Below are 23,364 nucleotides of genomic sequence, written 5' to 3' on the forward strand. Positions count from 1 at the left end.
ACCAGCCTGTCATCGCTTCCTTGAAGTACGGCGATCGCCATACCAACATGAGAGTCGAATGACAACGTATGCCTTCCGCCTGCTGAATGTATTTGCCGAGTCTACGTTCGGCGGTAATCCCCTATGTGTGTTCGAAGATGCGCGCGGCCTCGATGAAGCGACGATGCAGGCGCTGGCCGTACAGTTCAACCTGTCCGAGACGACATTCGTTTTGCCGTCGGACCGTGCACATGCGCGGGTACGCATCTTCTCACCCGGCTATGAAATGTCCTTTGCAGGCCATCCCACGCTCGGTACGGCGCACGTCGTGCGAGACATGCTGGATGCGGGCAACGATCTCGAACTTGAATTCAAAGCCGGGGTTGTAGCCGTCCATGCGGATGACGACGTGTGGACATTCGCCGCGCCGCACGCGGGCATGCCGAAAACAGCCGCTTGCGATCTGCCTGACGCAAAAGCCGCAGCGCTGCTGGGACTGACGGAGGGTGATTTGCTCGCGTCACCTGTGTGGGTCGACACGGGTTCGGATCAACTGCTGGTCGCAGTCAAGGACACCGACGCCGTGCGCCGCGCCCGGCCCGATAGCGCATGTCTCGATATCTGGCCGAAAAGCAGTCTCGGTCGCAAGACGGCTTATGTGTTCGCTTTTGATTCGGGCCGCCCCGGGAAGGTGGTCTCCCGCTATTTCTTTGCGAAGGCGGGAGGCGGCATCTCGGAGGACCCGGGTACCGGTTCAGCCTGTGCGAATCTCGGCGGTTGGTTGCTTGCTACCAACCGGCATTTGCCCGCCGTCTTTGAGGTCGAGCAAGGTGAAGCCGTTGGCCGGCCTTGTCTGCTGCGGCTGTCGGTTAGCGCGAATGGCGAGATCGGCGTTGGCGGTCGTGTGATCGAACTCGGACGCGGTGTGGTCGACGTTTAGACGCAGAAGTCCGCCGGCAGGCATTGCATGGGAGCAGGCGCCTTTTGGCGCCTGAATGACCGTTTCGGGTTGCGGATTCAAATGGTCGACGCGACGCATTCAGCGAGCCGGCGAGTCGGCCGGCACCGGACCTCCCGTGACGAGGCGGAGGCGCTGCGTCGCCTCATCAACGCACGATTGGCATGTCCGCGCGAAGAAGCAGCGATACAAGTTCGGTCTGCCGGTGCGTGTCCGTCTTCGCCAGGATCTGCTTCAGATAACCGCGCGCGGTTCCCAGGCCTATGCCCAATTGCGACGCCGCCTCGGCGAGGTCCGGGCCGCGTACGAGCAGCGCCGCAAGCATCGCCTCGCGTCGCGTGAGGTTAAACGTCGCGACGAGGAAGCTCGGATCAATCTCCGGCGGCTTGGCCGGTTCCATCACGAACAGAATCACCCGTGTGGCCGTACTTATTCCGTTCGGTATTTCCGACGCAGAGACCGGCACCACACGAATGACCAGTGGAAGATGGGGCGGACGGCGCGACACATAGCATTTCAGCGGCGCCCAGGGTCGCGCGACGGCTTCGCTGGCATCCCGGCCGCCGGCGTTCAAGCGGACCGCCGTTGCAATGGCGTCGTGCAGGCTCTGGGCGTCGGCGGGCGACGACGCAGACACTTCGTTGCGTTTGAGCAGAAGTCCGTCGCCGCAGTGTGCCAATGCTTCGGCGCGGCCATTGGCGAAAATCGGGCGCATCCTCGCGTCGAGGAGAATCACGCCAAACTCCAGGCGCGAAATCACTTCGTATGCCTCTTTTGTCCTGAGATCCGCCGCGGCGAGACGATTCTGTACCTGCAGCGCCGTCGTCAGATGCGGCACGATCAATCGGGCGGCCTCGACATCGTCGTCGCTGAAATCAGCCATCCCGAGATCTCTGCCCACTACAAAATAAACGCTTCGATCGGGAACAAGCGGCGCGAGCATTCCATAAAATCCACCCGTCGGTCGCACTGCGTCGCAATAGAATCCCGATCGCCGGAACGCCCCATCCGAGACAAACGAAGTCTGGCGCAGCGGCATACCGACCGGAATCGCCTTCACCCAGTTCGGTGGTTGCGTTTCGAATTTCCGTTGCATGCGCCGCCCGTACTCGGCATCAAAGCCGGTCGTGATTGCCGACCCAGGTACCGTCGCCGCCGACACTCCCAGGAAAATTGCCTTGCGCGCCCCAGTCGCCTCGGTGACAGAGATACCCGCGTGCGACCAGCCGTCGGGTGCAAGCGCCGCTTCATAGACATGTCGGATCGCTTGATGGATTGTTTCGACGCGCGTCATGTTTGCCACCGGTCTGAGGACGATTTCCCTCCCAAATGGGAGTGCCGGACGTACTCAATCTGAACGAAAGTATAGGCGCGGGCGTTTCAAGTACGAAACGCAAAACCCTATACGTCATCGAACAGGACGGGGAAAAAAATGGTCAAATTGGCTGCCTCAAATCAATTCGGCATTTCGGATCAGACCGACGTATTTCTCGTTGATAGAGAGGGCACCCTGCAGGTCGCCTGGGTAAACGGTGCCGGAAGGTGGAACGGGCCAGTTTCGATCAGTCCGCCGGGCCTTTTCCCTTCCGGCGCCGCCGTCGCAGCGTCGAATCAGTTCGGACTTTCGAATCAGACCGACGTGTTTGGCGTGGACAGAAATGGGGCCTTGCACGTTGCCTGGGTCAATGGCGCTGGCGGATGGAATGGCCCGGCTCCGATCAGTCCGCCGGGCCTTTTCCCTCCCGGCGCCGCCATCGCAGCGTCGAACCAATTCGGGCTTTCGGATCAGACGGACGTGTTTGTCGTGGGCAGCAATGGGGCCTTGCACGTTGCCTGGGTCAATGGCGCCGGCGGATGGAATGGCCCGGCTCCGATCAGTCCGCCGGGCCTTTTCCCTCCCGGCGCCGCCGTTTCAGCGTCGAACCAGTTCGGGCTTTCGGATCAGACGGACGTGTTTGTCGTGGGCAGCAACGGGGCCTTGCACGTTGCCTGGGTCAATGGCGCCGGCGGATGGAACGGACCGGCTCCGATCAGTCCGCCGGGCCTTTTCCCGCCCGGCGCGGTCGTCGCAGTGTCGAACCAGTTCGGGCTTTCGGATCAGACGGACGTGTTTGTCGTGGGCAGCAATGGGGCCTTGCACGTTGCATGGGTCAATGGCGCTGGCGGATGGAACGGACCGGCTCCGATCAGTCCAGCGGGCCTTTTCCCTCCCGGTGCGGTCGTTGCAGCGTCGAATCAGTTCGGGCTTTCGGATCAGACGGACGTGATTGTCATTGATGGCAACGGGGCCCTGCACGTTGCCTGGGTCAATGGCGGCGGCGGATGGAACGGCCCGGCTCCGATCAGTCCGCCGGGCCTTTTCCCTCCCGGCGCGGCTGTGGCAGCGTCGAACCAGTTCGGACTTTCGGATCAGACGGACGTGTTTGCTGTTGACGGCAACGGGACCCTGCACGTAGCCTGGGTCAATGGTGCCGGCGGATGGAACGGACCGGCCCCGATTGTCCCACGACTGCTTCCGACTATTACGCTTCGTCCGGTAGCCGATGAAGGACGATTCATAGAGGTTACCGGCAACGGGTTCACTTCTGGCGGGACCGTGCAACTCAGTTACGACATCTTTAGCGGAAGCGGGCCCACGACGCACCAAACCGGACAGAAAACGCTTACGAGCAATGGAACGGGAAACTTCCTCGACCGCATCCCCGTAAACTTGGGCGAGGTAAGCGGTGCACAGGTAGAGGCAACCGATACAGCCTCGGGCGCGACAGCGGACGGATCGATTTGACTCCGCTGCGATGGAAGGAAACGTGCACTACATTAGCGACATACTTCACGCAACGCACTGCATCACCGACGTCCATAAAAATCTGCCGACCGGCGGCAGTGAGTCGATAGTGGGCTGCCCCGGTCAATCTTCGGTCCGTGACCGAATGGCGAATGTCGGCTAAACGAAAAGCCACTCGATTGTGGCAGTGTTCTTGGGATTGATCGTAGCGCGTTTTCGTCCGTTGCCGGCTCGGTACTCATGACTTCGTGATTCGTCTGCTCGCTAGCAGCGAACCGGCGGTGAGAATTTTCCTACTGCAAAGATAGGCAGGTCCCCCATACCCTCTTTCGTCGCCGGTTTGCACAATTCAAAGCCGGTAGCGCAAGTGCGTGCACGCGGAGCATCGCATTGCGGAGATGCGGTAAAGAATTTGTCGACCGGATTAAACTGAACTGTTCAATGTCCTGAGAACAATTTAACAAAAAAATACGTATTTCTCACCTATCACGGTGGGCCTGATTCGTGTCCGGGGACAGTCAGTAATTAAACAAGAAAATAAAAAATAACGCGGCGACTAAGGACACTTGCATACAGCGCGCACCCTGGACACCCCAAGCAGCACCGTGTGCCGCCAGCCCGGATATGGCCCGCTCGTGAACGTCTCCCCGCCGCGTCTCCAGGCTATCAGGCGTGAGGTAATGAAAATGGCAGCGATGTGGAAATGGCTCTTGCAGGCCGGCATTGTCCGCGCATGCCGGATATCGATATTTCGACTACTGAATTGGTGCGAAATCATGCTCGCCGTTTCGATCAGGACGCGAGCCACACGATGCATTCCTTCACTTCGCCTTATTGGTTGCTGGCGCTCATCCTCTGTTTGGGCAGTCGGCAGCCATGCGCGGGAGGCTCGCTACCGTTATGTCTCGCCGGCACGGATCGCATTACCCGCTGCGATGCCATGTGCTGCATTTCCACGCTCACCTGCTTCAAAGACGGAAACGCGTCGCCATCGGTCCTCGCACTGAACGACAGCGACACCGATCAACTTTGCCCCCGGCCCTGGAAAGTGCGCGGCATGGTTCTCCGTATCAGGCGCTGTGGTTGATGGGCTTGTGCACAGCGTCTTTTCACTCTGAACAAGCCTTCAATCATTCATTAAGGATGACGAATCATGGTTGCCAGCAGTGCAGATTCCTATCTTCCGCTCAAGGGGTCACGACGTTACCCGCGCCCCGGTTCTCAGGTGTTGGGCCGTTCCGGTGGTCACGAGTGGTGCGAAGTCACGGTGAAGGTGCGCCGTAAGACACCCCTGCCGGAGCCGGTACCCAGCCAGGCGATGAGCTATGACGAGTTGGCCAGCAAGTATGGGGCCGAAGCCGGCGATCTCGACACTGTCGAAAAGGTGCTGACTACCTTTGGCTTGACGGTGACGTCCAAGAGCACAGCAACACGCGCCGTGCAGGTCGCCGGCCCTGTCGACGCGATGGAGAAGGCGTTCGGCGTGCAACTGTTTCGGGTCAAGCACGACAAGTGGCTCTACCGCGGCCGCGTCGGTGACATCCACATCCCGCATTCGCTCGACGGCATTGTCACCGGCGTGTTCGGGCTGGATTCCCGCCCGATGATCAAGCACCGCAAGCTGATGGAACTGCAGGCCGCCGAGGCGCTACCGCCGGCCAAGACGCGGTCGTGGTACCTGCCGCAGGAACTTGCCGATGCCTACCGGTTCCCGGCCGGCGACGGCGCCGGTCAGACCATCGGGATCCTGGAGTTCGGCGGGGAGTATCTCCCCCGCGACCTGCAGCTTTTCGTGCAGCTGAGCGGCTTGCCCGCCACCCCCAGCGTGGCAGTGAAGAATGTCCATGTGCTGCCGCCGCAGCAAAGGAACGACCCCGACGCTATCGGTGAAACCATGCTCGACGTCGAGGTGATTGCCGGCGTGTGTCCCAAGGCCGACATCGTCGTCTACTTCAGCCAGTGGACCGAGAAAGGCTGGGTCGACATTCTCGACGCCGCGATCGCGGACAACGCGACGCTGTCGGTGCTATCCGTCAGCTACGGACTGGCCGAAGGCCAGGACATTTGGACGCAGCAGGCGATCGACGAGATCAACGCGACGTTGAAGGAGCTGGCGGCCGTCGGCATCACCGTGTGCGCGGCCAGCGGCGACGACGGCTCGGACGACCAGGTGGCGGACGGCCAGGCGCACGTCAGCTTCCCCGCCTCCAGCCCGTATGTGCTGTCGGTCGGCGGCACCACACTGATGCGGACGACCGGCAGCGAGGTGGTGTGGTTCGAGGGTGATGGGTTGCGTCGCGATCAGGGCGGCAGCACCGGCGGCGGTGTCAGTGCGATGAACCCGCGGCCGAGCTGGCAAACCGCCAACATTCCGTCGGTCAATCCGCACGCGCCGGCCGGCCGCATCGTGCCCGACGTGGCCGCGAACGCGGCCGGCGGCACCGGCTATTTCATGGTGGCGCAGAACACGCCGCAGGTATCGGGCGGAACCAGCGCCGCCACGCCACTGTGGGCCGCGTTGATCGCACGCCTGCGGCAGGCGGGCAAGCCGGTCGGCTTCCTGACGCCGTTGTTGTATCAGGCCAATCCGAACACCAACGGCCAACCGCTCGGCGCAGTCAGCTGCAAAGACATCACCGTGGGCAGCAATGCCGCGGGCACGGCGGCGGGCTATTCGGCCGGCGTCGGCTTCGATGCGGTCACCGGCTGGGGTAGCCCGGACGGCGCCACGCTGCTAGCGAAATTGCCCCTCGCATCGAACACCCTTGCAAAGCGTCCCGGCCAGCACGTCGAACGCATATCCGTTACCCGGGCGATGAAGAATGCCCGCCATCTGCAACGGCTCGCGCCCGACCTGTTGCCCCGGGAGGAGCCCACGCAAGGTTTGCTGAGCCTGGTTCCTCCATCGGTACTGAAGCACCTACACCGCATCCGGACGCGCGGCGACGTCGACGCCCTGCCCGAGACCCGCTTCAAGGCTCGGATCGCCGAGTTGTTCGATCTGGACCTGCTGCCGTCCACCGGTGTCACACTGCGCGATCCACTGTTCAACGGCACGCTCTACTTCGCCAACATCACGTTCACGGCACAAGACACTGGACAAGCGATTGCCGTGCCCAACGCCGACATGTTGACTGCGATTGCCTATGCAACATTGGCCCGCACACCAATCTGCGAATATGCGTCGCAATTCGGCAACAACAGCATGTCGGTGTCCCCCAACGTGCTGCAGCTCGCCGTGACCTTGCCGAGCAATCAGTACAACGACAGCCAGCTGCAGGGCTGGGTCAATACGATCGCGAACACCAATGGCCTTGGTTCGAATGATTGCGTCGTCGTATTGAACCCGGTGGGTATGCTCAATACCGATGCGCTTGCGTCCAACGGCGTCGGCGGCTATCACTCGAAAGCCGATCTGCCCTACATGTTCATCAATCTGTTCGGCACCGGCCTGACGCTGTCGGATGCCGCAGGCAGCTACGCGCAAGTGCTCAGTCACGAGATGGCCGAGACCGCGGTGGATCCACAGGCGAATCTGGTCAACCCGGAGGTATGCGACGGCTGCGGGCCCAATTGCCAGACTGTCTACCTAAACTACTTCGACGACAACAACAACTTCATCGTCTCGACGCAAGGGGCGGCGCCTGCCGGCTACGCCTACTACATCAACGGCATCGTCTCTCCGGCCTCGGCCACGGTTTGCCCGGCGCCTGCAGGCTCGTGCAGCTACTCGCCGCCATTCCCAACGAGCACCAATGCGGTCATGGCCTGGAAAGGCGTCGACGGCGACCAGGGCATCTGGTTCTCGACCTTCGATGGCGACCGATGGTCGCCGCAGCAGAATATCGCCGGCGTGGGCACCAGCGTTGGCCCTGCACTCGCCGAGTTCGACGGCGGGACACTCATGGCCTGGAAGGGCGTCGAGAACGACCAAGGCATCTGGTTCTCCGTCTACGACGGCAACGGCTGGGCGCCGCAGCAGAACATCGCTGGCGTGGGCACCAGCGTCGGTCCCGCTCTCGCTACGTTCAACGGCAAGGTCGTGATGGCATGGAAGGGGGTGGACGGAGACCAGGGCATCTGGTTCTCTGTCTATGACGGCAACGGCTGGGCGCCACAGCAGAATATCGGCGGCGTGGGCACCAGCGTCGGTCCGGCGCTTGCTGCATTCAACGGCAACGTCGTGATGGCGTGGAAGGGCGTGGGCGGAGACCAAGGCATCTGGTACTCGACGTTCGACGGCAACGGCTGGTCGCCACAGCAGAATATTGCCGGTGTCGGCACGAGCTTCCGCCCCGCCCTGGCTGTTTTCGAAGGACGGCTATACATGGTCTGGAAAGGGGTGCAAGGTGACCAAGGCATCTGGTTCAGCAGCTTCGACGGCAACGGTTGGGCCCCTCAGCAAAACATCGCGGGCGTGGGCACCAGTGTGGGCCCGTCGCTCGTATCACTGGGCGACGCCTTGCTGATGGCGTGGAAAGGAGTGCAAGGCGACCAGGGCATTTGGTTCACCACCTTCGACGGCAACGGCTGGGCGCCCCAGCAGAACGTCAACAACGTTGGCACCAGCGTTGGGCCGGCGTTGGCGCTCACGCAACCGCCCTTCATGGCGTGGAAAGGTGTCGAAGGCGACCAGGGCATCTGGTTCACCAGCTTCTACGGCAACGCCTGGTTGCCGCAACGTAACGTGGGCGGCGTTGGCACCGATATCGGCCCGACGCTCGCGCTCTTCGACGGCAAGATCCACATGGCGTGGAAAGGCATCGCGGGAGATCAGCGCCTGTGGTTCAGCAGCTATGACGGCAATGGCTGGGCACCGCAGCAAAACATCCCCGGTGTCGGCAGCAGCGTGGGTCCGTCACTGACCAACTTTGGGGGGCGCCTGTTCATGGTGTGGAAAGGCGTCGAGGGCGACCAGGGGATCTGGTTCGCCACCTATGACGGCCTGGGCTGGAGTGGACAGCAGAATGTGCCAGGTGTCGGCACAAACGAGCGGCCTTCCGTGGTGGCCTATCAGGGCAAGGTGTTGATGGCGTGGAAAGGCGTCGACGGCGACCAAAGCCTTTGGTACACGACCTACGATGGCAACGGGTGGGCGCCACAGCAACAGATTCCCGGCGTGGCCTCCAGCGTCGGGCCGGTACTCACCGTCTACCAGGGCAAGGTCATGGCTGCGTGGAAGGGCATGGACGACGATCAGGGCATCTGGTTCGCCACGTTTGATGGCAGCGGCTGGTCGGGACAGCAAAACGTGCCCGGCGTGGGCACAAGCTTCGGCCCCTCGTTGACCGTCTATGCTGGCAAGGTGTTCATGGCCTGGAAGGGCGTCGTCGATGACCAGGGTGTCTGGTTCTCGACCTACGACGGCTTCAACTGGTCGCCGCAGCAGAACATCGCAGGTATCGGCTCGAGCGTCGGCCCGGCACTGGTGAATGTGTGCTGACCCAGGCTTGAAAGAACGCCCGTTTGGCGCGTAGTGCCGTTCAATCATCGTTTCGGTTGAGGAACCGAACGGTGTATCGCGAAGATCGGGCATTGACGGCCCGGTCGCATTTGCGGCCGGGTCGATTTACACCGGCCCGTCGTCGTCGAACGCGGGATGCGTTGGTGACGTTACCGGCATCGCGCGCTTTCTGATCCGGAAGGAGGAATCAAGTCGCGAAATTGGCATGCTCAATCAGGTGGAAGTCGACGCGGGCGCGTTCAGACCGCTCATCCGCGCCGCTGTCGACGTGTCCTGCATCGGTGGCAACGGCAAGTAGGCAAGTGAAGCAGGCTGTAGGATTCGCGCTGTCAACTCCCTGCGGAAGCTTCATTCTGCGGACTGCTCATCGAGTTGGAGGTAACGAGTATGACAATCGCAACGTGGGTCCAGTTTGCGGCACTCGTAGTTGCTCTCTTGTCGCTAATTTGGCAGCAGCAAAAAACCTCCGGGGAGAACGAGCGTAAAGAGAAACGCATCGAGACAAAGCTTCGAATCTTTTACGCCCTCTCATTGACCGAAAAGGATCTCGAGGAAGGGGCAATCATTTCAGCTCTGGAGGGAGGACAGCCTTTGAGGGAAGCCGATAAAGTTGAGGTGCGGAAGGCGCTGTATGAGATGCTCAGCGATGAGACTATCCGATTCACGAGTGACAAGAAGTACAAGCCGCGGCAAAGATCGCCGCGAAATGACGGCCCCTGACCTTGTAAGATGACGATTTGCACTCGGACCTGACCGGCTATGGGCGATGAGCAGGGTAACATGCTGACGTGATCGTGGAGATGCAACGGCGGCCTTTCCCTGCTCTCGAAACACGTCGAGAACGGAGTTCCGCGCGGCTGCACACAGTCTCCGGCGCGGCCTAACCGCCCCCCTCAGTTCACGCTCTTACTAGCCACAATCCACATTCAATAAAATCAAGTCCTTTGCCCTTGCTCCCCCGAGCAAGCAAGCCCAACAAAAGCGGCTTCGAGCCCATGGCCGAAATCCTCGAATCCGCCCGACTCCCCCAGCACAAGAACAATGCCGAAAACCACGTTGCTGCACCGAAACCTGATCGCCTCGCTGACGGCGAGCCTGCTTTGCGTCTCCCATGCCCACGCCAGCTCGGACGAAAGTTGCTATTCGCCCGTCACGCTCCGGCAGAACACTTACTCATGCGGAGGCATGCCGATCCTGACCCCTGCCAACGACACGCGCATCAACGCGATGCTGATGATGGTCGATAGCGCCAAGGTCGCGCAACTCTTCCCGGACCCGAAGACCATCCCGCCGGCAGACCGGGTAAACCGGATCATCGTGCCTTTCTCGTACGACTTCTCCGGGTGGATCTACATCGGGCAGAAGGAGCCCGACACGGCTGGCAACGCGTCGGACGCCGCCGCCCCATCGAATCGATACGCCGACGGCGAAGGCAGCATCTGCCGCAGCATGAACTCGGGCGCCGACGCGTTCAACGACGCACTGAACGCCGCCAAGGACCTCCCCGCTGACGAAGCCGCACGCCTGCACGCCGCGCGCGTCGAAATCGCCCAAAAGACCTGCTCCGCCGGCGGCGCGAGCGCCGCGTGGACGAAACCGCCGGTCAAGTCCCCCCTCGGCCAGCAGTTCGCCGCGTACCTCGACGGCACGAACGCGTTCTACCGCGCCGATTTCCTCACCGCGACCCGGGCCTTCGCGAACGCGTCGCACAGCGCGAACCCGTGGCTGAAGGAAACCGGGCTCTACATGGCCGGGCGCGCGCAGCTGAACGCCGCGCAAGCCAACGTGTTCGACAACGACAACCCCACGCCGTCGCTCGGCCGCGTGACGAAGGTGTCGCTCGACGCCGCGAATACGGTGTTTCGCACCTACCTGAAGGTCTATCCGCAGGGACGCTATGCGACCTCCGCGAACGGGCTGTTGCGGCGGGTCGCGTGGCTCGGCGGCAACGTCACGCAGCAGGCCGACCTGTACGGCCACGCGCTCGCGCGCTGGTCGCCGGCGACGTCGAACGTGCCGCTGATCCAGCTGGCGAACGAGCTCGACAGCAAGCTGCTGTTCGGCCCGGAATTCGACGCGCGCCAGATCCAGTCGCCGACCGTGCTCGCGACCGTCGACCTGCTGCGCATGCGCACGTCGGACAACAGCGATTCGAGCCGCGGCAAGCCGCTGACCCTGGACGAGCTGCAGGCGCAGAAGCCGAGATTCGCCGCTATGCCCGCGCTCTACGATTTTCTGCTTGCCACCTGGTACGTCCAGATCGGGCACAAGCCGGACGCCGCGCTCGCCTTGCTGCCGCAGGCGCCCGCCGAACCGCTCGACTACTTCGGCCTGAGCCAGCAGGCGCTGCGCGGGTTCGCGCTGGAGGATAGCGGCCAGGCCGACAAGGCGCGCCAGCTGTGGCGCGACCTGATCCCGCTCGCGAAATTCCGCTTCCAGCGCGAGGCGCTGGAACTCGCGCTCGCGATCAACCTGGAACAGGCCGGGCTCGTCAACGACGCGTTCGCCGACGATTCGCCCGTGCAGAACGCCGCGATCCGCGCCGTGCTGCTGCGGCGCGCCGCCAATGCGGACCTGCTGCGCGCGCAGGCACAAAACCCGGCGGCCGGCGGCGCGCTGCGCGACACCGCGCTGTACACGCTGCTGTACAAGGAGTTCACGCGCGGGCACTACGCCGACTTCGTCGCGGACGTCGCACTGGTGCCCGAGGCGCCCGCCGACGCGTTGAAGCCGTTCACCCTGCCCGGCGCCAGGAACGAGGACGGCTACGTATGCCCGTCCGCGCGCGACATCGCGGCGACGCTTCAGCAGAATCCGGCCGATGCGAAGGGATTGAACTGCCTCGCCGATTTCGTGCGCCGCCATCCGCCCGCTGCGGGTCTCGACGAATATTCGACGCCGTCGTGGGCTGCCGGCCCCGCGCCTGGCAGCGCCACGCGTGTGCCGCCGACGCTCGGGAGTGCGCCGTCACTGTTCAAGGGCAAGCCGTACGAGCGGATGTCGAGCTACGTGACGGTGATGGCTGATACGCAGGCGAACCCGAACGACCGGGCCTACGCACTCTATCGGGCGATCAAATGCTATGCGCCGGCAGGCTCCAACGAATGCGGCGGCAAGGACGTGCCGAAGAACGTGCGCAAGCGCTGGTTCGACACGCTGAAGTCAGCCTATCCGGGCAGCCAGTGGGCGCAGACGCTCAAGTACTACTGGTGAACCCGGCGTGAAGCGCATCTTGTGCACCACGTTGCTGCTCTGTGCGCGCATCGCGCTGGCCGGCACCGTCGATGCCGCGCGGTACGACACGTTCTGGCTGTGGGCAGGCGTGAAGCCGCAGGCGGTCGTGCACGGCGCCCGCGCCGTCTACGTGCTGCAAGGGCAGATCGAGGCATCGCCGCGGGACGAGTCGCAAGTACGCGTGATCGCGCAGGGCGTCGCGCTGCCGCCCGCGCCGCATGCGCGCGTGTGGCTCGTCTATCGCGCGCACACGCTGCGCTGGACGCCGCGCGTCACGCAGATCATGCTCGCGCAGCTCGAGCGCTGGCGCGCATCGGGCCGCACGATCACCGGCATCCAGATCGACTTCGATGCACGCACGCGCCACCTGCAGGACTACCTCGCATTCCTGCAGACGCTGCGCGAAACGCTGCCCGCCGATTGCCGGCTGAGCATCACGGGGCTGCTCGACTGGAGCAGCCGCATCGATACCGACCAGGTCAACCAGCTCAGGGGGATCGTCGACGAAGTCGTCGTGCAGACCTACCAGGGCCGCCGCACGATCCCCACCTACGCGGCCTATCTCCCGCGCGTCGCGCGGCTGCAGCTGCCGTTTCGCATCGGCATCATCCAGGGCGGCGAATGGGATGCGCCACCCTACCTCGCGGCGAACCCGTGGTTCCGCGGTTATGTCGTATTCCTGCGCAATGGCTAGGGCCGTTACTCAAACCATGAAATCAATCCAAGGAATGAAGCCTGTTTCCATCAACACGATTCTCGCAGCAGTCGAGATTCTGGGCGCCCAAGAGTGCGTCGATGACGAAATCGAAAAGCGAGTTCGAGCATTGGTCGAAGATGATATGACGATGCGTAGACTCGTCGACATCATTCCGGAAGCATTCGGCCTTGTCGTGGCATCACATCTGCCATCGGCATCGGGCATGACGCTACCGGACACTTTCTCCGTGCAAGATGAATCCGGAGCGTGGAGGTCGGTTCCAATCACTCGCGAGCCGGTTTTCGTGGCGGCGCTCGAGATTGCCCAACACATCTTTCACTCCGGCCCTCGGCATGTGTTGAGAAACAATGCTGAGCGGAGCAGTATTTTCGCAGCCGTCTCCAAAGCCCTTGATAGCGGCGACTCATTGGAAGGGAGCACGCTCGGTGGTCCGGACTTCCTCGGATTGTCGATCTCTCTTTATTCGTGAAACCTGCTCTGCGGTTTAACGCTCGGTGCGTTTAGCTTCAGATCGATTGCAGTAGAGGAATCCCAAAGCTGCGTCAATGCCACCGACGACCGACCGATCGAGGCGGTGTCGAAAGACCGTTTCGGGTCGACCACGGAAGTTGACTATCGAGTCGTCAGCGCAGCACCGGCACCTCTGCGTCGAACCTCCGAGTTCGGCCATAAATGGTCTGCTGCGCACCGAGCTATCCGTCACGCGACCGGCCCGGGTTTGCTTCAGCGCGGATGTCGATCGCCTAGGCGAGCAGCCGCAACGCGTCCTCGAGCGACAGCACCGTCGTGCGCGATTCGAAGGCGGTGGCGAACAGGTGCTCGTGGACCACCGGGTCCGGGTCGTAGCAGCAATCCTTGACCGTAAAGAGGCGGAAGTCCGCGTCGCTCGCGTGGGCGATCGACGACAGCATCACGCCGGTCGACGCGATGCCGACCATGATCAGCGAATCGACGCCTCGCGCGGAGAGTCGTACTTCAAGATCGGTGCCGAAGAAAACGCTGGCGCGATGCGCGGTGATGAGCGGTTCATTCGCCTGCTGGCCTAATTCCGGCGCGGTCCGGTCGTCGATGAAGAGGCCGAGCTGCCTGATGCCCTGGCCGTTCTTGTTGCGCGGGCTGACTTCCGGATAGCCGGGGCTGAACCGGAGGTTCGCGAACCAGACGCCGACGCCTTTGGCCCGCGCCGCGTCGCACAGTTTGCGCGTATTGGCGAGCAGGCCGGGCGCGACCGACGGAAAGAGGCCGAGGATGTCGGTCTGGTAATGCATGACGAGCAGCGCGGTTTGCGCCGGCGCGATTGCCGGCAACGCTACTGCCTCCATTTGCACTGCTCCTTTATGTCGACACGCGGTTCATGCCTATAACCTGAGAACGTCGAATGCAGCGAACGCCAGTCATTATCGTTCCATTCGTTTGAATTGTATTTGGCCAAGCACTCTGCCGCACTGCATTGGATGACGCCCGTCATGCCGGGTCCGCCGAACGCATATGTCGACGTCGTGGAACGCATGCCGAGAGCGCCAGCAGCCCGAGCACCAGAACCGACGCGGCGAGCACCTTGCCACTCGTGCCGAACAGCGCGCTCACGCTCGTCGCGACCAGCGCCGCGCTGCCGATCTGGCAAAAGCCGACGAGACCCGATGCCGTGGCCGAATGACCGTGCTCGCTCGCAACCGCGCCCGAAACGGCCAGCGACAGCGAAGACCCATTGGCCAGACTGACCACGCACATCGGCAGCACCACCGCGGCGACGCCCTGAAGCCGAAACGCGGCCGCGGCGGCAAAGGCGATGCCGCCGACCACGAAGCAGGCGATGCCGGCCGCGACGATGCGATCGTAGGGCCAACGGTCGAGCAAGCGCCTGGCCAGCAGGTTGGCCGAGATGATGCCGGCCGTCAGCGGCAGGTACAGCCAACCGCATTGTTCCTCGCTCAGCCCCTGCCGCGCGAACAGGAACGGCGACTGCGTCAGGTAGACGAACCACGCGCAATAGATCGCGCAGACGACGAGCGTGTAACGGCGGAAGGCGGGGTCACGCAACACATCGCGAAATCCGGCGAACGGCGACGTCCGGGCTCGCGCGCCTTCAGGAAGCGTCTCGGGCAGCAACGCGAGCACCATCAGCAGCGCGGCCGCGCCGAATGCCGCGACGAGCAGGAAGTCGGCACGCCAGCCGACCGCCGCGGCAAGATGGCCGCCGATGGCCGGTGCGAGCGCCGGCGAAAGCGAAACGAGCGGATAAACCACCGCATAGACCTTGGCGGACATGCGCTTGTCGCAGGTGTCGGCGATGACGGCCCGGCCGATGACGAGGCCCGACGCGGCCCCCAGCGCTTCCACCATGCGCCAGATCAGGAAGGCCGCGAAGCTGCCGGCCGCTGCACAACCCAGCGAGCCGACGATGTAGAGCGCGATGCCTGCCAGCAGGACCGGCTTGCGGCCGTGACGGTCGGACAGCGGGCCGTAGGCCAGTTGCGCGGCCGCCAGCACCAGCAGATAGGCGGAGACGGATTGCGGCATCTGCCAGTCCGCGATACCGAACGCGATGGACATGTCCGGCATGGCGGGCAGATAGACATCCGACGCGATCAGGCCGAAGGCGCTCAGCATCGCGACGGTGAGAATCAACGATAGTCGTGGCATGACGAAACTCCGGGCACGCCGGCGACGCCGGCATGCTTGGTTGGGACAGGAGCGGGCCATGTTACGGAGCCGTCGAACAGGTGAAAATGCACGAATTCGCAGATATGATCTGCAAATTTGCAGCCTCGACCGTGAACATGAACTGGGACGACGTCCGAATCTTTCTCGCCGTGCATCGCGCCGGCACGCTGCGCGGCGCGGCGGAGCAGCTCGGCGTCGATCAGACGACGGTGGGGCGGCGGCTGGGCAGCCTGGAGCGCGACCTGGGCAGCCGCCTGTTCCTGCGCACGACCGGCGGCCTCACGCTGACGGACAGCGGCCAGCAGGTATTGGGAACGGCCGAGGCGATGGAATGCATGGCCATCTCGTTCGAGCGGCGCAGCGAAGGCGCTGACGCGCTGGCGGCCGGCGAGGTGCGCGTGACCACGACCGACGCGCTGGCGGTGGATTTCGTGGTGCCGGCGATCGAGCACTTGCAGTGCCGCCACCCGGCAGTGCGGGTGATCATGAGCACCACGCCGCGCGTGCTCAATCTCGCGCGGCGCGAAGCGGATATCGCCGTGCGCACGTCGCGTCCGGATCAGCCCGAGCTGATCGTGCGCCTGCTCGGGCGCTGGGAGGTCGGGCTCTACGCGACACGGCGCTATCTGGAGCGTTTCGGCGAGCCCCGGCCCGGCAGCCATTTCGCCGGGCACGACATTGCCCGGTACCAGACGGGCGTCACGCAACGGCAAGACGACACGCTGGTCGGCGAACCCATGACCGACGGGCGCGTCGTGGCCGAACTGGACTCCAGTCTCATGCTGGCCACGTTCGTGCGCGCGGGCCTCGCGCTCGGCGAGCTACCTGCCTACCTCGCGCTTCGTGACCCCGAGCTGGTGCGCATCTGGCCCGAGCGGCAGCGCGCCAGGCCATACGAAGCCTGGCTGGTATTGCACCAGGATCTGGCGCATACGGCGCGGGTGCGGGTCGTGGTCGACGCGCTTGCCGACGCGTTTGCGCGTTGAGGCGCGCTGCCCGACCGGTAGCGCCGTCTTCCCTCACAGCGTCAATTCAAACGCGCGCACGAGCGCGCCCGGCACCTTCGCACCGCCCGTCGCGCGCTCGCCCCAGCCGGCATCGTTCAACTGCAGCGCAGGCGTCGCGCCGAGCTGCTCGAGCTCCGATCCGAACAGCCGGTAGAAACTGTCGTCGAACCGCATCGCGTCGACCGGCGCGACGATGCGCCCGCCTTCGACCCAGAACGTCGCGAAGCGCGTCATCCCCGTCATCCGGCAGGCGATCGGGTCCGAGAAGTTCAGGTACCAGAGATTGCCGACGTAGAGCCCCGTGTCGAGCGCGGCCAGCACGTCGGCATCCGCGAGCGTGCCGCCCGCGATCGTCAGCGACTGCGGCATCTCGCCGGCGTCCGCGCCATTCGGCGTCAACCCGTACTCGCGGGCGCTGCGCGCGCCGACGAGCCGCGCCGCGCTGCGTCCCGCGACGACGAGCGGCACGCTGTCGCGCCGGTAGCCGTCCGCGTTGAACGCGGGCACGAGGTCGAGCGCCAGGTCCTCGGTGATCGACACGCGCGGATCGAGCGCGACCTCGCCCGCGTGCAGCTTGTGCAGCGCGCTGCGCGCGCTCCGGTCCGCGCGCGCCGAAAAGCCGCTCCAGCCGAGCAGGCTCGTCATCTCGTGAACGGCGTCCGGCGCGAAATACGCGCGGTAGCGCCCGGGCGCAAGCGCCTTCGGCGTGCGGCCGAGCACGGGCAACCGCGCGGCGGCCGCCTCGACCTTGTGCGCGAACACCGCGTCGTCCCAGTCGTCGCCGACATAGGCCGTCTTGATCGCCCGTCCGCTCGGGTCGTACAGCGACCAGCTGAAGTTGAAGTTCTCGACCTCGTACCAGCCGCGGCTGCCGGTCGACGACGCGAAGCCGCGCGCCAGCGTGCCGCCCGCGTAGAAGCCGACGAAGTCGAGCCCGCGCGCGCATTCGGCGACGATCCGCGCGAGTGAATCCGCATCCGGCAGGCGCCCGGTACGACGCGTTTCCTGCAGCCACGACGAGGTATCGAACAGCAGGTGCGGATCGTCGGCCGCGTCGCGCAGCCCGTCGCGCAGCGCGCGAAGCGTCGCCGCGAGGTCCGGCAGGTCGGCGGCCGTGTCGCCGGCCAGCGTCGACGTGGCGCTCGCCTGCCGCGCGCCGTCGATCAGCCGCACCGACAGCTTGCCCTGCACCACGCGCCCGGTCTGGCGAATCCGGCCTTGGTTGAAGCGGACGAAATCGGTCGTCTCGCCGGCGAACCACATCAGCACCGTCTCGCCGGGCGCCTTGAGCCGCCCGGCTTCGTCGGCGAGCCGCGCAAAGTGCGTGCGCCAGTCGAGCGCCGCGGCGGCCGTCGTCGTATCGAATCCCGTCATCACGCGCCTCCGAATACGTCGACGCCGGCGAACACGCAGGCGGGCGCGGCGTGGCCGACCCGGATCACCTGCATCGGTTCGCCCTTGCCGCAGAACGGCGTGCCGTAGAGGCCGAACGTGCCCGCGTCGCCCACCGCGCGCAGGCTGCGCCAGAACTGGGCGGAGATGCCGCGGTAGTTCGGGCGCTTGACGACCTGCGTGAGCCGGCCGTTCTCGATCAGTTGCCCGAATTCGCAACCGAACTGGAATTTGTTGCGATGGTCGTCGATCGACCAGGACGTGTTGGTGCGCATCAGGATTCCGTGCTCGGTGCCCGCGATCAGCGCATCGAGCGACTGGTCGCCGGGTTCGACGTTCAGGTTCGCCATCCGGTCGATCGGCGCGCGGTTCCAGCTCGACGCACGCGAGTTGGCGACACCCGGCAGGCCCGCACGCTGCTGCGACAGCGCCCCGCCGAGCAGCCGTTCGAGCACGCCGTTGCGGATCAGGTACTGCTTGCGCGCCGGCGTGCCGTCGTCGTCGAACGCGTAGGACGCGGCTTCGGCGGCCGGCTCGGGATCGAACGTGACGTTCAGCAGCGGCGAGCCGTACTGATAGTGGCCGACCATCTCCGGCCTGACGAAGCTCGATCCGGCGAAGTTGCGCTCGTCGCCGAGGATCCGGTCGAGTTCGAGCGGATGCCCGATCGACTCGTGGATCTGCAGCATCATCTGGTCGGGCATCAGCAGCAGGTCGCGCCGGCCGGTCGGGCAGTTCGGCGCGGCGAGCAGCTGCAGCGCCTCGTCGGCGATGCGCGCGCCGGCGCCGTCGAAGCCGTAGCGCGCCAGCACGTCGATGCCGCCCTGCGCCAGCGTGCCCGATTGGCCGAGCGAGCGCGTCTGCGTGTCGCCGTTCGCGTGCGCGACGACGCTCAGCTCCGGCATCAGGAAGCGGAACCGCTGGTCGATCCGGACACCGTCGCTCGTCAGGTAACGCTGCTCCGTGTGCGTGACCGACACAGTCGCCGCGCGCTCGACGATGCGCGCGCCGAGGTTCGCGGCCGCGCATTCGTGGGCGAGACGCTCGATCCATTCCGCGCGCGACGGCAGTGCCGCGTCGACATCCGGCGACGCATACGTGCCGCTCTCCTGCGGGCGCGCAGCCTCGCGATGATCGACCAGCGCCCACGGGGCGCTCGCCCGTGCCCGCGCGGTCGCGACGTCGAGCGCCGCCTGGAGTCCGGCTGTCGACAGGTTCGCGGTCGCCGCATAGCCCGCGCCGGCGCCCGCCCACGCGACCAGCATCGCGCCGCGGTCACGCACCCGTGAAAACGGCTGCGCGACGTCGTTGCGCACCGCGTGTTCGTCGATCGTCTCGTCGACGATGCGCAGCGACCAGAAATCGGCGTCGCTGCGCAATCCATGGGCGGCGTGCGCCCAGCTTTCATCAATCATGTGCCCTCTCGTAGGGTTCCCGCATCGGCGCCAGCATGGACGACGCGAGCAGCGCCCGCGTATACGGATGGGATGGCGCATGCAGCACGTCGAGCGTCTCGCCCGCCTCGACCACGCGCCCCGCCTTCATCACGATGACCCGGTGGGCCATCGCGCGCATCACCGCCAGATCGTGCGTGATGAACAGGTAGCTGAGCCGGTAGCGCGCCTGCAGATTCGTCAGCAGATTCAGCACCTGCTTCTGGATCGACACGTCGAGCGCGCTCGTCGGCTCGTCGAGCACCAGCAGTTCCGGCTCCACCGCCAGCGCCCGCGCGATTGCGATCCGCTGCCGTTGCCCGCCGGAAAACTCGTGCGGATAGCGCAGCATCGCGTCGGCAGGCAGCCCGACCTCCTGCAGCAACGACGCGATCCGTGCGCGGCGTGCGGCGCGCGCCAGCTCGGGCCGATGCAGCGCGAGCCCTTCGCCGACGATCTGCTCGACCGTCATGCGCGGCGACAGCGAGCCGAACGGATCCTGGAACACCACCTGCATGCGCCCGTACAGCGTGCGCCGGCCCTGCGTCGTGCGCAGCGACGCGAGCGGCATGCCGTCGATCTCGATCCCGCCCGACGCCGGCCGCTGCAGGCCGAGCACCGCCGACGCGAGCGTCGATTTCCCCGAACCCGACTCGCCGACGATCCCGAGTGTCTCGCCGCGACGCAAGCGCAGCCGCACGTCGTGCACCGCGCGAAACGCGCTCTGGCCGAACACCGCGCGCCAGCCCCTGGCGGCGGTCCGGTAGTCGACGGCGAGCTGCCGCACGTCGAGGATCGTCTGCGCGCCAGCGGCGACCGACTCGACCGCCCGTTGCGGTGCACTGTCGAGCAGCCGGCGCGTGTACGGATGCTGCGGCGCGTCGAACAGCGCGCCGGTCTCGTTCGTCTCGACGAGCACGCCGCGCTCCATCACGGCCACGCGCTGCGCGAAGCGCCGCACGAGGTTCAGGTCGTGCGTGATCAGCAGCACGGCCATCCCGCGCGCGGCGGTCTCCCGCTCCTGCAACTCGATCAGCAGGTCGACGATCTGCTGGCGCACCGTCACGTCGAGCGCGGTGGTCGGCTCGTCGGCCAGCAGCAGCCGTGGCCGGCACGCGAGCGCCATCGCGATCATCGCGCGTTGCCGCTGCCCGCCCGACAGCTGGTGCGGGAAACTGTCGATGCGCCGCTCCGGCTCGGGGATCCCGGTACGCCGCAGCAGCGCGATCCCGCGCTCGCGCGCGTCGCCCGGGCGCAGCCCCTCGTGCAGCCGCAGGCTCTCGGCGATCTGCTTGCCGATCGTATACAGCGGATTGAGCGCCGTCATCGGTTCCTGGAACACCATCGCGATATCGGCGCCGCGGATTCCGCGCATCTGCTGCTCGGTCTTCACGAGCAGATCCTCGCCGTCGAACAGCATCCGCCCCGACAGCGTCGCCTGCTGCGCGAGCCGCAGGATCGACAGCGCGGTCACGCTCTTGCCCGACCCCGATTCGCCGACGAGCGCCACGCGCTCGCCGCGACCGATCGACAGGCTCAGCTCGCGCACGACGGTCCGGTCGCCGAAATGCGCGGAAAACCCGTCGATCTGCAGCAACGGTCTCGTCATCATCGCCCTCCGCCGAACGCCGAGCCGCGCGTGCGCGTGTCGAGCGCGTTGCGCAGCGCATCGCCCATGAAGGTGAGCAGCAGCAGCGTCACCACCAGCGCCGCGAACGCCGCAATCGAGATCCACCACGCGTCCAGGTTGTTCTTGCCCTCCTGCAGCAGCTCGCCGAGGCTCGGCGTCGGCGGCGGCACGCCGAGGCCCAGGAAATCGAGGCTCGTCAGCGACAGGATCGCCGCGCTCATCCGGAACGGCAGGAACGTGATCACCGGCGTGAGGCTGTTCGGCAGCACGTGGCGCCAGATGATCTGTGCGTTCGTCAGCCCCATCGTGCGCGCCGCTTTCACGTAGTCGAGCGCGCGGTTGCGCAGGAATTCGGCGCGGACGTAGTCGGACAGCACGAGCCAGCCGAACATCGACAGCAGCACGAACAGCAGCCACAGCGACGGCGTGAAGATCGACGCGAAGATGATCAGCAGGTACAGGTCGGGCAGCGCGCTCCAGATCTCGATCAGGCGCTGGCCGACCAGGTCGGTACGACCGCCGTAGAAGCCTTGCAGCGCGCCGCTCAGCACGCCGACCAGCACGCCCGATACCGTCAGCGCGAACGCCATCAGCACCGACAGCCGGAACCCGTAGAGCAGCCGCGCGAGCACGTCGCGCCCGAACTGGTCGGTGCCGAGCCAGTTGCTGGCCGACGGCGGCGCCGGATACGGCCGCGACGCGAAATAGTCGATCGTGTCGTAGCGATAGCGGTTCGGCGGATAGATCGACAGGTTGCCGCGCGCGTCGAGCTTCTCGCGAATATAAGGATCGAGATAGTTCGTCTTCGCCGGGAAATCGCCGCCGAATTGCGTTTCAGGATAGTCCTTCACGATCGGGAAGTAATAGTGCCCGTCGTAGCGCACGATCAGCGGCCGGTCGTTCGACAGCAGGTCCGCGCCCAGGCTGAGCGCGAACAGCACCGTGAAGATCACGAGGCTCCAGTAGCCGAGCGGCTGCGCGCGAAAGCGCAACCACGTGCGCCGCCACGGCGACGCGGATTGGCCGGCGCGCGCCTGGTCAGTGGTCCAGGCGGTCGAACTGGATACGGGGGTCGACGAGGACATAGCAGATATCCGCGATGAGTTTGGTCAGCAGGCCGATCAGCGTGAACAGGAACAGCGAGCCGAGCACGACCGGATAGTCGCGGCGGATCACCGAGTCGTACGACAGTTGCCCCATGCCGTCGAGCGAGAACAGCGTCTCGATCAGCAGGTTGCCGTTCAGGAATGCGCCGACGAACGCGGCCGGCAACCCGGTCAGCAGCGGGATCGCGGCGTTGCGCAGCACGTGCTTCCACAGCACGTCGCGCTCCGGTGCGCCCTTCGCGCGGGCGGTCAGCACGTATTGCCGGCCGATCTCCTCGAGGAACGTGTTCTTGGTGAGGATCGTGACGATCGCGAAGTTGCCGACGACCGACGCCGTCACCGGCATCACGATGTGCCACAGATAGTCGAGCGCCTTGCCGATCAGCGTCAGGTCGTCGAAGTTGTCGGACGTAAGCCCGCGCATCGGGAACACCTGCCAGAACGTGCCGCCGCCGAACAGCATCAGCAGCAGCACGCCGAGCACGAAGCCCGGCACCGCGTAGCCGGCCAGCACGAGCACGCTCGTCACGGTATCGAACCGCGACCCGTTGCGCACCGCCTTCGCGATGCCGAGCGGCACCGACACCAGGTACGTGAGGATCACCGTCCACATCCCGAGCGTGACCGACACCGGCAGCTTCGAGCGAATGACCGCCCACACGCTGCGGTGCGCGAAGTAGGACTGGCCGAGGTCGAAGCGCGCGTAGGCCTTCAGCATCAGCACGTAGCGTTCGAGCGGCGGCCTGTCGAAGCCGAACTGCTTGCGGATCTGCTCGATCTGCTGCGGGTCGACGCCCTGGCTGCCGTGGTAGCCGCCCCCGCCGCCCCCACCGCCCATTTCGCCGCCATGCGCGTTGCCGTGGCGCAACTGCGCGAGCACCTGTTCGACCGGGCCGCCCGGCACGAACTGCGTGACCGCGAACGTGATCGTCACCACCCCGATCAGCGTCGGGACCATCAGCAGCAACCGCCTGAGTATGTATGCCAGCATCGT

General features: G+C 65.1%; 15 protein-coding genes and 1 pseudogene. 8 read left to right on the forward strand and 8 right to left on the reverse strand.

The window, feature by feature from the left end; translation table 11 throughout:
* Positions 1-58 precede the first annotated feature (58 nt).
* Positions 59-919 carry a PhzF family phenazine biosynthesis protein gene (locus WT26_RS01840; RefSeq protein ID WP_069269573.1) on the forward strand — a complete coding sequence of 287 codons (861 nt, stop codon included), beginning with the start codon at positions 59-61 and terminating at the stop codon, positions 917-919.
* A 166-nt stretch (positions 920-1,085) separates the two neighbouring features.
* Here the strand turns inward: WT26_RS01840 and WT26_RS01845 are convergent, their stop codons facing one another.
* Positions 1,086-2,231 carry a helix-turn-helix transcriptional regulator gene (locus WT26_RS01845; RefSeq protein WP_059957158.1) on the reverse strand — a complete coding sequence of 382 codons (1,146 nt, stop codon included), beginning with the start codon at positions 2,229-2,231 and terminating at the stop codon, positions 1,086-1,088.
* A gap of 138 nt (positions 2,232-2,369) precedes the next feature.
* Here WT26_RS01845 and WT26_RS01850 point away from each other — a divergent pair.
* The 6 genes and pseudogenes from WT26_RS01850 to WT26_RS01875 form a co-directional block, all read left to right on the forward strand.
* A pseudogene (locus WT26_RS01850) lies at positions 2,370-3,437 on the forward strand (hypothetical protein); the annotation flags it as partial.
* 1,438 nt (positions 3,438-4,875) lie between these two features.
* The gene (locus tag WT26_RS01855; protein WP_080485598.1) at positions 4,876-9,165 is read left to right on the forward strand and encodes a S8 family serine peptidase; all 4,290 of its coding nucleotides are present in this window, start codon (positions 4,876-4,878) and stop codon (positions 9,163-9,165) included.
* Positions 9,166-9,573: 408 nt separating this feature from the next.
* Entirely contained in the window at positions 9,574-9,906 is a 333-nt protein-coding gene (locus WT26_RS01860) for a hypothetical protein (protein WP_060252609.1), read from the forward strand.
* Between the two features lie 321 nt (positions 9,907-10,227).
* The gene (locus WT26_RS01865) at positions 10,228-12,399 is read left to right on the forward strand and encodes a hypothetical protein (RefSeq protein ID WP_069272046.1); all 2,172 of its coding nucleotides are present in this window, start codon (positions 10,228-10,230) and stop codon (positions 12,397-12,399) included.
* Between the two features lie 7 nt (positions 12,400-12,406).
* The gene (locus WT26_RS01870; protein WP_069272047.1) at positions 12,407-13,114 is read left to right on the forward strand and encodes a DUF3142 domain-containing protein; all 708 of its coding nucleotides are present in this window, start codon (positions 12,407-12,409) and stop codon (positions 13,112-13,114) included.
* Positions 13,115-13,130: 16 nt separating this feature from the next.
* Positions 13,131-13,607 (forward strand): hypothetical protein, encoded by a 477-nt coding sequence (locus WT26_RS01875; RefSeq protein ID WP_155123031.1) that lies wholly within the window; start codon positions 13,131-13,133, stop codon positions 13,605-13,607.
* 274 nt (positions 13,608-13,881) lie between these two features.
* On the opposite strand, the gene WT26_RS01880 is transcribed toward WT26_RS01875, so the two are convergent.
* Positions 13,882-14,460, reverse strand: coding sequence for an isochorismatase family cysteine hydrolase (locus WT26_RS01880; protein WP_069272048.1), 579 nt, complete (start codon positions 14,458-14,460; stop codon positions 13,882-13,884).
* Positions 14,461-14,602: 142 nt separating this feature from the next.
* Positions 14,603-15,766 carry a multidrug effflux MFS transporter gene (locus WT26_RS01885; protein WP_231130429.1) on the reverse strand — a complete coding sequence of 388 codons (1,164 nt, stop codon included), beginning with the start codon at positions 15,764-15,766 and terminating at the stop codon, positions 14,603-14,605.
* A 152-nt stretch (positions 15,767-15,918) separates the two neighbouring features.
* Between WT26_RS01885 and WT26_RS01890 the strand changes: the two genes are divergently transcribed.
* Positions 15,919-16,788, forward strand: coding sequence for a LysR family transcriptional regulator (locus WT26_RS01890; RefSeq protein WP_045566063.1), 870 nt, complete (start codon positions 15,919-15,921; stop codon positions 16,786-16,788).
* A gap of 33 nt (positions 16,789-16,821) precedes the next feature.
* On the opposite strand, the gene WT26_RS01895 is transcribed toward WT26_RS01890, so the two are convergent.
* From WT26_RS01895 to WT26_RS01915, 5 genes are read right to left on the reverse strand one after another with little or no spacing between them, the layout of a single operon-like run.
* Positions 16,822-18,183, reverse strand: coding sequence for a TldD/PmbA family protein (locus WT26_RS01895; RefSeq protein ID WP_069272050.1), 1,362 nt, complete (start codon positions 18,181-18,183; stop codon positions 16,822-16,824).
* The gene (locus WT26_RS01900; RefSeq protein ID WP_069272051.1) at positions 18,183-19,616 is read right to left on the reverse strand and encodes a TldD/PmbA family protein; all 1,434 of its coding nucleotides are present in this window, start codon (positions 19,614-19,616) and stop codon (positions 18,183-18,185) included. The genes WT26_RS01895 and WT26_RS01900 overlap by 1 nt, the downstream gene beginning before the upstream one ends.
* Complete coding sequence (locus tag WT26_RS01905; RefSeq protein ID WP_069272173.1) at positions 19,609-21,243, reverse strand: ABC transporter ATP-binding protein; 1,635 nt, start codon at positions 21,241-21,243, stop codon at positions 19,609-19,611. Before WT26_RS01905 ends, WT26_RS01900 begins: the two co-directional genes overlap by 8 nt.
* A complete protein-coding gene (locus WT26_RS01910) occupies positions 21,243-22,349 on the reverse strand; it encodes an ABC transporter permease (protein ID WP_069272052.1) in 1,107 nt (368 codons plus the stop codon). Before WT26_RS01910 ends, WT26_RS01905 begins: the two co-directional genes overlap by 1 nt.
* The gene (locus tag WT26_RS01915) at positions 22,303-23,361 is read right to left on the reverse strand and encodes a microcin C ABC transporter permease YejB (RefSeq protein WP_069272053.1); all 1,059 of its coding nucleotides are present in this window, start codon (positions 23,359-23,361) and stop codon (positions 22,303-22,305) included. The genes WT26_RS01910 and WT26_RS01915 overlap by 47 nt, the downstream gene beginning before the upstream one ends.
* Positions 23,362-23,364 lie beyond the last annotated feature (3 nt).

This window comes from Burkholderia cepacia, assembly GCF_001718835.1.
In the GTDB taxonomy this organism is placed as follows: Bacteria; Pseudomonadota; Gammaproteobacteria; order Burkholderiales; family Burkholderiaceae; genus Burkholderia; species Burkholderia cepacia_F.